Consider the following 13,279-nt stretch of genomic DNA (forward strand, 5'->3'; position numbering starts at 1 on the left):
GGAGAAAGTAGATGAGCGCGCTCTATATGATTGTCGGCACCCTGGTGGCTTTGGGTGTGCTGGTTACCTTCCACGAGTTCGGCCACTTCTGGGTCGCGCGTCGCTGTGGGGTCAAGGTGCTGCGTTTCTCCGTAGGCTTCGGCATGCCGCTGCTGCGCTGGCACGACAAGCAAGGCACCGAGTTCGTCCTGGCCGCCATTCCGCTGGGCGGCTATGTAAAAATGCTCGATGAGCGCGAAGGCGAAGTGCCCGCCGATCAGCTCGATCAATCCTTCAATCGCAAATCCGTTCGTCAGCGCATAGCCATCGTCGCGGCCGGGCCGATTGCCAACTTTTTGTTGGCACTGGGTTTTTTCTGGGTGGTGGCCATGCTCGGCAGCGAGCAGGTACGCCCGGTTATCGGCGCAGTAGAGTCCGGTAGTATCGCCGCCAAGGCGGGTTTGAGCGCGGGCCAGGAAATCATCTCCATCGATGGCGAGCCGACTTCCGGTTGGGCGGCGGTGAACTTGCAGTTGGTGCGTCGCCTTGGGGAGAGTGGTTCCCTGCAGGTATCGGTCCGCGAGCAGGGCTCCACGATCGATTCGCCCCGTGAGCTGGCGCTGGATAAATGGCTCAAGGGTGCTGACGAGCCGGATCCGATTCGCTCGCTCGGGATTCGTCCTTGGCGCCCGGCACTGCCGCCGGTCCTGGCTGAGCTTGATCCGAAAGGTCCGGCGCAGGCTGCCGGCCTGAAGACCGGTGATCGCCTGTTGGCGCTTGATGGCAAGTCGCTGGATGACTGGCAACAAGTGGTCGATACCGTACGTATGCATCCTGATACCAAGATCATGCTGCGGATCGAGCGCGACGGTGCTCAAATCGACGTCCCGGTCATGTTGGCTGCTCGCGGCGAGAAGAAGTCGCCAAGCGGTTATCTGGGGGCGGGAGTAAAAGCGGTCGACTGGCCGCCAGAGATGATTCGCGAGGTCAGTTACGGTCCTTTGGCCGCGATTGGTGAGGGGGCTCGACGCACCTGGACCATGAGCGTGCTGACCCTCGATTCACTCAAGAAAATGTTGTTCGGCGAGCTCTCGGTAAAAAACTTGAGTGGACCGATAACCATTGCTAAAGTGGCGGGCGCTTCGGCCCAGTCGGGTGTCGCTGATTTCCTGAATTTCCTTGCTTATCTGAGTATTAGCCTGGGGGTTCTGAATTTGCTGCCCATTCCTGTGCTGGATGGGGGGCATTTGTTGTTTTATCTGATTGAGTGGGCGCGTGGTCGTCCCTTGTCGGATCGGGTGCAGGGTTGGGGGATACAGATCGGTATCAGTTTGGTGGTCGGAGTGATGTTGCTTGCTCTGGTCAACGATCTGGGTCGTCTGTAACACTTCGCTGAATTGCGAATCTGCCGCATTTTGCGGCAGTTTGTTTATTGCCAGTTGGAATAAGAAAGGACTTCATGAAACGTCTGCTGCTAACTGCGGTTCTCACCGTATTGATGATCGCCGAAGTTCACGCCGAGTCCTTCACTATCTCTGATATTCGCGTCAATGGCCTCCAGCGGGTCTCCGCGGGTAGCGTCTTTGGTGCTTTGCCGTTGAACGTCGGCGAACAGGCGGATGATCGTCGTCTGGTGGAATCCACTCGTGCGCTGTTCAAAACCGGGTTCTTTCAAGATATCCAGCTGGGCCGCGACGGCAACGTCCTGGTTATTACAGTAGTCGAGCGTCCGTCGGTTGCCAGTATCGAGATCGAAGGCAACAAGGCGATCTCCACTGAAGACCTGATGAAAGGCCTCAAACAGTCCGGTCTGGCCGAAGGTGAAATCTTCCAGCGCGCCACCCTCGAAGGTGTACGTAACGAGCTGCAGCGCCAGTACGTCGCCCAGGGTCGCTACTCGGCTACCGTCGACACCGAAGTGGTGCCGCAGCCGCGTAACCGCGTTGGCTTGAAGGTCAACATCAACGAAGGCACTGTTGCCGCTATCCAGCACATCAACGTGGTGGGCAACACCGTCTTCCCGGATGAAGACCTGATCGATCTGTTCGAACTCAAGACCACCAACTGGCTGTCGTTCTTCAAGAACGATGACAAGTACGCTCGTGAAAAACTCTCCGGTGACCTGGAGCGTCTGCGCTCCTACTACCTGGACCGTGGCTATATCAACATGGATATCGCTTCGACCCAGGTGTCGATCACGCCGGACAAGAAACACGTCTATATCACCGTCAACATCAACGAAGGCGACAAGTACACCGTTCGTGATGTGAAGCTGAGCGGCGACCTGAAAGTGCCTGAAGACCAGGTCAAGTCACTGCTCCTCGTGCAAAAAGGCCAGGTGTTCTCGCGCAAGCTGATGACCACCACTTCCGAGCTGATCACCCGTCGTCTGGGTAACGAGGGTTATACCTTCGCCAACGTCAACGGCGTGCCACAGCCGCACGATGATGATCACACTGTAGACATCACCTTCGCTGTCGATCCGGGCAAACGTGCTTACGTGAACCGCATCAACTTCCGTGGCAACACCAAGTCCGAAGACGAAGTGCTGCGTCGTGAAATGCGTCAGATGGAAGGCGGCTGGGCTTCGACCTACCTGATCGACCAATCCAAGACCCGTCTGGAGCGTCTGGGCTTCTTCAAGGAAGTCAACGTTGAAACGCCCGCGGTGCCAGGCGTTGATGACCAGGTCGATGTGAACTACAGCGTAGAAGAGCAAGCCTCCGGTTCGATTACCGCCAGCGTCGGTTTCGCCCAGAGCGCGGGTCTGATCCTCGGTGGTTCGATCACCCAGAACAACTTCCTCGGTACCGGTAACAAGGTCAGCATCGGCTTGACCCGAAGCGAATACCAGAGCCGCTATAACTTCGGTTATGTCGACCCCTACTGGACTGCTGACGGCGTGAGCCTGGGTTACAACGCCTTCTACCGCACCACCGACTACGATGACCTCGACGTCGACGTAGCAAGCTACTCCGTAGACAGCCTGGGTGCGGGCGTTAGCGTTGGTTATCCGATCAGCGAGACTTCGCGTCTGACCTTCGGCCTGACGGCTCAGCAGGACGAGATCAAGACCGGTGTCTACACCGTTGACGAGATCTTCGACTTCGTTGACAAGGAAGGCGACAAGTACCTGAACTTCAAGGCTTCGGCCGGTTGGTCCGAGTCCACCTTGAACAAAGGCGTGCTCGCGACGCGTGGTCACTCCCAGAGCCTCGTGCTGGAAACCACGACGCCGGGCAGCGACCTGTCGTTCTTCAAGCTCGATTACCGTGGCCAGTTGTTCCAGCCGTTGAGCGACAACTACACCATGCGCCTGCATACCGAATTGGGTTACGGCGATGGCTACGGCTCGACCGATGGCTTGCCATTTTATGAAAACTACTATGCTGGTGGTTTCAACTCGGTTCGCGGCTTCAAGGACAGCACCCTGGGTCCTCGCAGTACGCCAAGTACCGGCAAGAACCCTGGCACTGCGGTCGATCCGGACCAGGATCCGCTGCCGTTCGGTGGTAACGTCCTGATCCAGGGTGGTGTGGAAGTTCTGTTCCCACTGCCGTTCGTGAAGGATCAGCGTTCCCTGCGTACCTCGGTATTCTGGGATGTGGGTAACGTGTTCGACTCGTCGTGCTCGGATACCACAAACGCCGATGGCACGAAGTCCAACACCAAGTGCAACGATATCAGCTTGAGCAATATGGCCAGTTCCGTCGGTGTGGGTGTGACCTGGGTCACCGCACTGGGTCCTCTGAGTTTCGCACTGGCCATGCCGGTCAAGAAACCGGATGACGCTGAAACTCAAGTGTTCCAATTCTCCCTCGGCCAGACGTTCTAAGCGTCTGACCCAAGATAACGACAATGGATTTTTAGGGGTGCATCGTGCGTAAGTTGACTCAATTGGTTCTCCTGGCTTCCGTACTGGTAGCAGGTCCGGCATTTGCCGACATGAAAATCGCCGTTCTGAACTATCAGATGGCTCTGCTGGAATCCGATGCGGCCAAGAAATACGCCGTGGATGCCGAGAAGAAGTTCGGTCCTCAACTGACCAAGCTCAAGACTCTGGAAAGCAGCGCCAAGGGTATTCAGGATCGTCTGATGGCCGGTGGCGACAAAATGCAACAAGGCGAGCGTGAGCGTCTGGAGCTTGAATTCAAGCAAAAGGCGCGTGACTTCCAGTTTCAGTCCAAGGAACTGAACGAAGCCAAAGCCGTTGCCGACCGTGAAATGCTCAAGCAGCTCAAGCCGAAACTGGATAGCGCTGTGGAAGAAGTCATCAAGAAAGGTGCTTTTGACCTGGTCTTCGAGCGTGGCGCAGTGATCGATGTCAAACCTCAGTACGACATCACGCGCCAGGTTATCGAGCGCATGAATCAGCTGAAGTAATCCATGACAGCGACCATTAAGCTCGGCCAATTGGCCGAGTTCCTCGGCGCCACCCTGCGTGGCGACCCGGAGAAAGCAATTACTGGGCTAGCCACCTTGCAGGAGGCTGGCCCAGCTCAGTTGAGCTTTCTGGCAAACCCCCAATACCGCAAGTTCCTGGCAGGCAGCCAGGCGGCAGCCTTGTTGCTCAAGGCCGCTGACGCTGAAGGTTTTGCCGGCAATGCACTGGTAGTACCTGATCCGTACGCCGCCTACGCTCGTGTTTCTCACCTGTTCGATCCCAAGCCCAAAGCGGCCGCCGGTGTTCATCCGACGGCGGTAATTGCGGCGGACGCCGTGGTTGATCCAGCTGCGAGTATCGGTGCCTTTGTGGTTATCGAAAGCGGGGCGCATATTGCTGCAGGTGCCACCATTGGTGCGCATTGCTTCATCGGTGCCCGTAGCGTCATCGGCGAAGGTGGCTGGCTCGCACCGCGCGTTACCCTGTATCACGACGTTCGCGTCGGCAAACGGGTGGTGATTCAGTCCGGTGCCGTGCTCGGTGGCGAAGGCTTCGGTTTTGCCAACGAGAAAGGTATCTGGCAGAAAATCGCCCAGATCGGTGGTGTACTGGTAGGTGACGACGTGGAGATCGGCGTGAATACCGCTATCGACCGTGGTGCGCTGGCCGATACCATCATCGGTAATGGCGTGAAGCTCGACAACCAGATTCAGATTGCCCACAACGTTCAAGTGGGCGATCACACGGCCATGGCCGCGTGCGTGGGTATTTCCGGCAGCACCAAGATCGGCAAGCATTGCATGCTCGCCGGTGGCGTAGGGCTGGTGGGGCATATCGATATTTGCGACAACGTTTTCATCACCGGGATGACCATGGTGACCCACTCGATCACCGAGCCGGGCGCGTATTCTTCCGGTACGGCGATGCAGCCGGCAGCCGAGTGGCGCAAAAGCGCGGCACGTATTCGTCAGCTCGATGACATCGCGCGGCGTTTGCGACAGCTGGAAAAGCAAGCAGGGGAAGTGACCCCTGGCGGTAATGCTTCATCAGATGGCTGATACCATTTCCATATCAAGTGTGCACAGTCGCTAAACTGCGCCCTTGATTTGCTAGAGGAGTGCACGTCAGTCGCGCTCCCAATCTTTACATAGGCTTCCCCCCGAAATGATGGACATCAACGAGATTCGCGAATACCTGCCTCACCGTTACCCGTTCCTGCTGGTGGACCGGGTCGTGGATCTGGATGTGGAAGGCAAGCGCATTCGCGCCTACAAGAATGTCAGCATCAACGAACCGTTCTTCAATGGTCACTTCCCCGCGCATCCAATCATGCCGGGCGTACTGATCATCGAGGCGATGGCTCAGGCTGCCGGGATCCTTGGTTTCAAAATGCTCGACGTGAAGCCGGCCGACGGCACGCTTTACTACTTCGTTGGCTCCGACAAGCTGCGCTTCCGCCAGCCGGTGCTGCCGGGCGACCAGTTGATCCTCGAAGCCAAGTTCCTCAGCTGCAAGCGTCAGATCTGGAAGTTCGAGTGCCAGGCTTCGGTCGATGGCAAGCCAGTCTGCTCCGCTGAGATCATCTGCGCGGAACGCAAACTATGAGTTTGATTGACCCTCGCGCAATCATCGATCCGTCGGCCGTACTGGCCGACGGTGTCGAGGTAGGGCCGTGGTCGATCATCGGTGCAGGTGTGGAAATCGGCGAAGGAACCGTCATCGGGCCTCACGTGATCCTCAAGGGCCCGACCCGAATCGGTAAGCATAACCGCATCTACCAGTTCTCCTCGGTAGGTGAGGACACGCCGGATCTGAAATACAAAGGCGAAGAAACGCGCCTGGTGATCGGTGACCACAACGTCATTCGCGAAGGCGTGACGATTCACCGTGGGACGATTCAGGATCGTTCGGAAACGACCCTGGGCGATCACAACCTGATCATGGCCTACGCGCACATTGGTCACGACAGCGTTATCGGCAACCACTGCATCCTGGTCAACAACACCGCGTTGGCTGGTCACGTGCACGTAGAAGACTGGGCGATCCTCTCCGGATTTACCCTGGTCCACCAGTATTGCCACATCGGTGCCCACAGCTTTTCCGGCATGGGGACCGCCATCGGCAAGGACGTTCCTGCCTACGTCACGGTGTTCGGCAACCCTGCCGAGGCTCGCAGCATGAACTTCGAAGGCATGCGCCGTCGCGGTTTCAGCGAAGATGCCATCCACGCGCTGCGTCGCGCCTATAAGGTGGTCTACCGTCAGGGCCTGACAGTCGAGCAGGCACTCACCGAATTGGCCGAACCGTCGATCCAGTTCCCGGAAGTCGCCGTATTCCGCGACTCCATCCAGTCTTCGACCCGCGGCATCACCCGCTAATCATGGCCAATCTGCGTATTGCGCTGGTAGCGGGTGAGGCTTCCGGCGACATTCTTGGCGCGGGTCTCATGCGTGCGCTCAAGGCTCGCCATCCGGCGGTCGAATTCATCGGCGTCGGTGGTCCGCTGATGCAGGCCGAGGGCCTGACCTCGTATTTTCCCATGGAACGCCTGTCAGTCATGGGCCTGGTGGAAGTGCTGGGTCGGTTGCGTGAATTGCTGGCGCGTCGCAAGAAGCTGGTCGCCGACCTGATCGCTGCGAAGCCGGACGTGTTCATCGGTATCGATGCCCCGGACTTCAACCTCAATATCGAACTCAAGCTGCGTCAGGCCGGGATCAAGACCGTGCACTACGTCAGCCCGTCGGTCTGGGCCTGGCGACAGAAGCGGGTGCTGAAGATTCGCGAAGGCTGCGACCTGATGCTGACGCTGTTTCCGTTCGAAGCCAAATTCTATGAAGAGAAGGGCGTGCCGGTGCGGTTTGTCGGGCACACCTTGGCTGATGCCATTCCGCTCGAAGCCGACCGAGCTGCTGCGCGGGCCGAACTGGGACTGCCTGACGGGCCATTGGTTGCGCTGATGCCCGGCAGTCGTGGCGGCGAAGTGGGCCGTCTCGGCGCATTGTTTCTCGATACGGCCCAACGCCTGCGGGCATTGCGCCCCAGTGTGCGGTTTGTAGTGCCTTGCGCCAACCCACAGCGTCGGGCGCAACTTGAAGAGCTGTTGGCCGGTCGCGATTTGCCGCTGACCTTGCTCGACGGCAAGTCCCATCTGGCATTGGCGGCATGTAACGCCGTGCTGATTGCCTCCGGTACCGCAACGCTTGAAGCCTTGTTGTACAAGCGGCCGATGGTGGTTGCCTATCGCCTGGCGCCGCTGACGTTCTGGATTCTCAAGCGCATGGTGAAAAGCCCCTACGTCTCCTTGCCGAACCTGTTGGCCCAGCGCCTGCTGGTGCCCGAGTTGCTGCAGGACAATGCGACGGTCGAAGCCCTGGCCCAGACCTTGTCGCCGCTCATCGAGGGTGGCGAAGAGCAGACCCGTGGCTTCGATGAAATTCACCGCACCCTTCGTCTGGATGCCTCTAATCAGGCCGCGGATGCAGTGCTCAACCTGATCGGCCAAGTACAATGAGTAAGACAAGCATGCAGATGGGACTGGATTTCACCTTGGTCGCTGAAGTTGAAGATTTGGTTGCCGGCGTCGATGAAGTCGGGCGTGGTCCGCTCTGCGGTGCCGTGGTGACGGCGGCGGTGATCCTCGATCCTGACCGTCCGATTCTGGGCCTGAACGATTCGAAGAAACTCACCGAAGCCCGGCGCGAAAAGCTGTACGACGAGATCTGCGAAAAAGCCTTGAGCTGGTGCATTGCCCGCGCCGAAGTCGAAGAAATCGACGAGCTGAATATTCTGCACGCCACCATGCTGGCCATGCAGCGAGCCGTTGCCGGGCTGCACATACAACCGAAACTGGCGATGATCGACGGCAATCGTTGCCCGAAACTGCCGATGCGCGCCGAAGCGGTAGTGCAGGGCGATGGCAAGGTTCCGGCCATTGCGGCGGCATCGATTCTGGCGAAGGTCAGCCGCGATCGCGAAATGGCCGCCTTCGAATTGATTTATCCGGGTTACGGCATCGGCGGTCATAAAGGCTACCCGACCCCCGTTCATCTGGAAGCGCTCGCACGTCTTGGCCCGACCCCGATTCACCGGCGTTCGTTTGCCCCGGTGCGTCAGGCGTATGAGGCGCGGGAAAGCCTCATAGAGAGTTAGTCGCGAGGCTGATTTTTTCTGCCAAGGCCCGGTACAATCCGGGCCTTGTTGTTTTCACGTTTACAGACAGGATCACTATGCCGGCTTCATTCGTTCACCTACGCCTGCACACTGAGTACTCCCTGGTCGACGGTCTGGTGCGGATCAAACCGCTGGTCAAGACCCTCGTCGGCATGAACATGCCTGCCGTAGCGGTCACCGATCAGAACAACATGTGTTCTCTGGTCAAATTCTATAAAAACGCCATGGGCGCCGGGATCAAGCCGATCTGCGGCGCCGACCTGTGGCTGTCCAACAAGGATCCGGATAACCCGCTGAGCCGCATCAGCTTGCTGGTGATGAACGCCGCGGGTTATCGCAACCTCACTGAGTTGATCTCCCGCGGCTTCATCGATGGCCAGCGCAATGGCGCGGTCATCATCGAGCGTGAGTGGGTGGCTGAAGCCAACGCTGGCTTGATCATGCTGTCGGCGGCAAAAGAAGGCGAGATCGGCCAGGCCATGCTCAGTGGCAATCCGGACGAAGCCGAAACCCTGGCGCGCGAGTGGATGGCGGTGTTCCCTGACCGTTTCTATCTGGAGATCCAGCGCACCAATCGCCCCAACGATGAAGAACAACTGCACGGCGCCGTGGCCTTGGCCGAGAAGATCGGCGCGCCGCTGGTGGCGACCAACGATGTGCGCTTCATCAAGCAGGAAGACTTCGCTGCCCACGAAACCCGCGTATGCATTGGCGAGGGCCGTGCGCTCGACGATCCGCGGCGTTCGAAGAATTACAGCGATCAGCAATACCTCAAAAGCGCCGAGGAAATGGCCGAGCTGTTCAGCGATATTCCCGAAGCGCTGGAAAACACCGTCGAGATTGCCAAGCGTTGCAACATCGATGTGAAGCTGGGCACGCACTTCCTGCCCAACTTCCCGATTCCCGATGGCATGACCATCGACGAGTATTTCCGCAAGGTGTCGTTCGACGGTCTGGAAGAGCGGCTTAGCGTTCTGCTGCCTAAGGACACCACCGAAGACTACGAGGCCAAGCGTCAGGTCTACGTCGACCGGCTGAATTTCGAGCTGGATATCATCATCCAGATGGGCTTCCCCGGTTACTTCCTGATCGTGATGGACTTTATCCAGTGGGCCAAGAGCAATGGCGTGCCGGTAGGTCCAGGCCGGGGGTCGGGCGCCGGGTCGCTGGTGGCCTATGTGCAGAAGATCACCGACCTCGATCCGCTGGAATACGACCTGCTGTTCGAACGTTTCCTCAACCCGGAACGGGTCTCCATGCCCGACTTTGACGTCGACTTCTGCATGGATGGTCGCGACCGCGTGATCGACTACGTGGCCGAAAAATATGGCCGCAACGCGGTAAGCCAGATCATCACCTTCGGTTCCATGGCGGCAAAAGCTGTGGTCCGCGACGTGGCGCGGGTGCAGGGCAAGTCCTATGGCTTGGCGGATCGTCTGTCGAAGATGATTCCGTTCGAAGTCGGCATGACCCTGGAAAAGGCTTACGAACAGGAAGAGATCCTGCGTGACTTCATCAAGGTCGATGAAGAGGCTGCGGAAATCTGGGAGATGGCGCGCAAGCTTGAGGGTGTTGTGCGTAACGTCGGCAAGCACGCCGGTGGTGTGGTGATCGCACCGACCAAGCTGACCGACTTCTCGCCGATCTATTGCGACGAGGCCGGTGACGGCCTGGTAACCCAGTTCGACAAGGACGACGTGGAAGCTGCCGGTCTGGTGAAGTTCGACTTCCTGGGTCTGCGGACCCTGACGATCATCGACTGGGCGCTGAAAACCATCAACCGCGACCGCGCCAAGGTCAACGAGCCGCCGCTGGATATCGCGTTCATCCCGCTGGACGACAAACCGACTTACACGCTGCTGCAGAAAGCCGAAACCACGGCCGTGTTCCAGCTTGAATCGCGCGGTATGAAAGAGCTGATCAAAAAGCTCAAGCCCGACTGCCTGGAAGACTTGATCGCACTGGTGGCACTGTTCCGTCCCGGCCCGCTGCAATCGGGCATGGTGGACGACTTCATCAACCGTAAGCACGGTCGCGCCGAGCTGGCGTATCCGCACTCGGACTACCAGTACGAAGGCCTCAAGCCAGTATTGGCGCCGACTTACGGCATCATCCTGTATCAGGAACAGGTGATGCAGATTGCCCAGGTCATGGCCGGTTACACCCTCGGCGGTGCGGACATGCTGCGTCGAGCCATGGGTAAGAAAAAGCCCGAAGAGATGGCCAAGCAGCGTGGCGGCTTCATTGAAGGTTGCGCCACCAACAATATCGACGCTGACCTGGCCGGTAACATTTTCGACCTGGTAGAAAAATTCGCTGGTTACGGCTTCAACAAATCCCACTCCGCCGCCTACGGCCTGGTGTCGTACCAGACCGCATGGCTGAAAACGCATTACCCGGCACCGTTCATGGCAGCGGTACTGTCGGCGGACATGCACAACACCGACAAGGTCGTGACCTTGATCGAAGAAGTGCGGACCATGAAGCTGCGCCTCGACGCGCCGGACGTGAACACCTCGGAGTTCAAGTTCACAGTGAACGACGAAGGCCGGATCATTTATGGTCTGGGCGCGATCAAGGGTGTCGGTGAAGGCCCGGTGGAGGCGATCACCGAAGCACGTCAGCACGGTCCGTTCAAGGACCTGTTCGACTTCTGCGCCCGGGTCGACCTCAAGCGCATCAACAAGCGAACCCTCGACGGCTTGATTCGAAGCGGTGCGCTCGATCGCCTCGGGCCGTATTTTCACGATGAGCAGAAGGCCTACCAGGCCAATATCGACCGCAATCGCGCGGTGTTGCTGACCGCCATGGAAGAAGCGATCAAGGCCGCCGAACAGACTGCGCGTACCCAGGACAGCGGTCACTCCGACTTGTTTGGCGGTCTGTTTGTCGAAGAAGACGCCGACGTCTACGCCAATCACCGCAAGGCCAAGGAACTGACCCTCAAGGAACGCCTGAAAGGCGAGAAAGACACCCTGGGCCTGTACCTGACCGGTCACCCGATCGACGAATACGAAGGAGAAATCCGTCGTTTTGCCCGCCAGCGCATCATCGATCTGAAACCGGCACGCGATACCCAGACGGTCGCCGGCATGATCATCGCCTTGCGGGTTATGAAGAACAAAAAGGGCGACAAGATGGGGTTCATCACCCTTGACGACCGCTCTGGACGGATCGAGGCTTCGCTGTTTTCCGAGTCGTTCCATGCCGCGCAGTCACTGTTGCAGACCGACGCGATGGTGGTGGTCGAAGGTGAGGTCAGCAACGATGACTTCTCCGGTGGCCTGAAATTGCGGGTCAAGCGGGTGATGAGCATGGAAGATGCGCGCACCAACCTGGCGGAAAGCCTGCGTTTGAAACTGCATGCCAAGGACCTCAAGGGCGATCAGCTACGCTGGCTGGGCGAGTTGTTGAAGCGTCACCGCGGTGCGTGTCCGATCACCATGGACTACACCAGCCCTGACGCGAAGGCCTTGCTGCAGTTCGGCGAAGGCTGGCGAATCGATCCGGCGGATGCATTGATTCAAGCCCTGCGTGACCAGTTCGGGCGAGACAACGTCTTCCTCCAATACCGTTAACGGTCAGGGTGCCATCACGCATCCTGAACTTGACCAGAATTTTTAATCTCGACCTGAACGCGCCTCTCCCTTAAGGTAGGGCGCGAATAGACAACCGGCCGGCCCAAGATCACTTGGGACTCGACCCAAGACGGACGCCTATGAACCCGAATTTTCTAGATTTCGAACAGCCGATCGCCGACCTGCAAGCCAAGATCGAAGAGTTGCGCTTGGTCGGTAATGACAATTCGCTGAATATCGGCGATGAGATCTCCCGCCTGCAGGACAAGAGCAAAACGCTGACCGAAGACATCTTCGGCAAGCTGACCAGCTGGCAGATCGCACGTCTGGCGCGTCACCCGAAGCGTCCGTACACCCTGGACTACATCGAACACATCTTCACCGAGTTCGACGAATTGCACGGTGACCGTCACTTCTCCGACGACGCTGCCATTGTCGGCGGTATCGCCCGCCTGGACGACCAGCCGGTGATGATCATCGGTCATCAGAAGGGCCGTGAAGTGCGCGAGAAGGTTCGCCGCAACTTCGGCATGCCGCGTCCGGAAGGCTACCGCAAAGCTTGCCGCCTGATGGAAATGGCCGAACGCTTCAAGATGCCGATCCTGACCTTCATCGACACCCCGGGTGCCTACCCTGGCATCGACGCTGAAGAGCGCAACCAGAGCGAAGCGATCGCCTGGAACCTGCGCGTCATGGCTCGCCTGAAAACCCCAATCATCGCCACCGTGATCGGTGAAGGTGGTTCCGGTGGTGCACTGGCGATTGGCGTTTGCGATCAGCTGAACATGCTGCAGTACTCGACCTACGCGGTGATCTCGCCGGAAGGTTGCGCTTCGATCCTGTGGAAAACCGCCGAGAAAGCACCGGACGCCGCTGAAGCCATGGGCATCACCGCTGAGCGCCTCAAAGGCCTGGGCATCGTCGACAAAGTGATCGGCGAGCCACTGGGTGGCGCGCACCGTGATCCAGCCACTGCGGCGGCTTCGATCCGTGCCGAGCTGAGCTCGCAACTGGCGATGCTCAAGAAGTTCGACAACAAGGCGCTGCTGGACCGTCGTTACGAGCGCCTGATGAGCTACGGTCTCTAAGGCGACCGCGTAACACCCATGTAGGAGTGAGCCTGCTCGCGATAAGGGCGTAACATTCAACTGATGTGTTGGCTGTTACA

Annotated in this window: 10 protein-coding genes; all 10 read left to right on the forward strand. The window is 58.5% G+C overall.

The annotated features are described in order from the left end of the window. Positions 1-11 precede the first annotated feature (11 nt). The 10 genes from rseP (at position 12) to V6Z53_RS08295 (ending at position 13,199) form a co-directional block, all read left to right on the forward strand. A complete protein-coding gene (rseP, locus tag V6Z53_RS08250) occupies positions 12-1,364 on the forward strand; it encodes a sigma E protease regulator RseP (RefSeq protein WP_338585037.1) in 1,353 nt (450 codons plus the stop codon). Between the two features lie 74 nt (positions 1,365-1,438). Next, positions 1,439-3,814: an outer membrane protein assembly factor BamA gene (gene bamA, locus V6Z53_RS08255; protein WP_338585038.1), complete on the forward strand. Its 2,376-nt coding sequence runs from the start codon at positions 1,439-1,441 to the stop codon at positions 3,812-3,814. A 44-nt stretch (positions 3,815-3,858) separates the two neighbouring features. Continuing rightward, positions 3,859-4,362, forward strand: coding sequence for an OmpH family outer membrane protein (locus V6Z53_RS08260; RefSeq protein WP_007990260.1), 504 nt, complete (start codon positions 3,859-3,861; stop codon positions 4,360-4,362). 3 nt (positions 4,363-4,365) lie between these two features. Continuing rightward, positions 4,366-5,421, forward strand: coding sequence for a UDP-3-O-(3-hydroxymyristoyl)glucosamine N-acyltransferase (gene lpxD / locus V6Z53_RS08265; protein ID WP_338585039.1), 1,056 nt, complete (start codon positions 4,366-4,368; stop codon positions 5,419-5,421). A gap of 106 nt (positions 5,422-5,527) precedes the next feature. Next, complete coding sequence (fabZ, locus tag V6Z53_RS08270) at positions 5,528-5,968, forward strand: 3-hydroxyacyl-ACP dehydratase FabZ (RefSeq protein ID WP_007907157.1); 441 nt, start codon at positions 5,528-5,530, stop codon at positions 5,966-5,968. Then, a complete protein-coding gene (gene lpxA / locus V6Z53_RS08275; RefSeq protein ID WP_338585040.1) occupies positions 5,965-6,741 on the forward strand; it encodes an acyl-ACP--UDP-N-acetylglucosamine O-acyltransferase in 777 nt (258 codons plus the stop codon). The genes fabZ and lpxA overlap by 4 nt, the downstream gene beginning before the upstream one ends. 2 nt (positions 6,742-6,743) lie before the next feature. Next, positions 6,744-7,874, forward strand: a complete 1,131-nt coding sequence (gene lpxB, locus V6Z53_RS08280) for a lipid-A-disaccharide synthase (RefSeq protein ID WP_338585041.1) — start codon at positions 6,744-6,746, stop codon at positions 7,872-7,874. Positions 7,875-7,885: 11 nt separating this feature from the next. Beyond that, positions 7,886-8,512 (forward strand): ribonuclease HII, encoded by a 627-nt coding sequence (gene rnhB, locus V6Z53_RS08285; RefSeq protein WP_338586464.1) that lies wholly within the window; start codon positions 7,886-7,888, stop codon positions 8,510-8,512. Positions 8,513-8,589: 77 nt separating this feature from the next. After that, entirely contained in the window at positions 8,590-12,111 is a 3,522-nt protein-coding gene (gene dnaE, locus V6Z53_RS08290; RefSeq protein WP_338585042.1) for a DNA polymerase III subunit alpha, read from the forward strand. A gap of 140 nt (positions 12,112-12,251) precedes the next feature. Then, complete coding sequence (locus tag V6Z53_RS08295) at positions 12,252-13,199, forward strand: acetyl-CoA carboxylase carboxyltransferase subunit alpha (protein ID WP_338585043.1); 948 nt, start codon at positions 12,252-12,254, stop codon at positions 13,197-13,199. Positions 13,200-13,279 lie beyond the last annotated feature (80 nt).

The organism is Pseudomonas sp. MAG733B (assembly GCF_036884845.1).
Lineage (GTDB): Bacteria > Pseudomonadota > Gammaproteobacteria > Pseudomonadales > Pseudomonadaceae > Aquipseudomonas.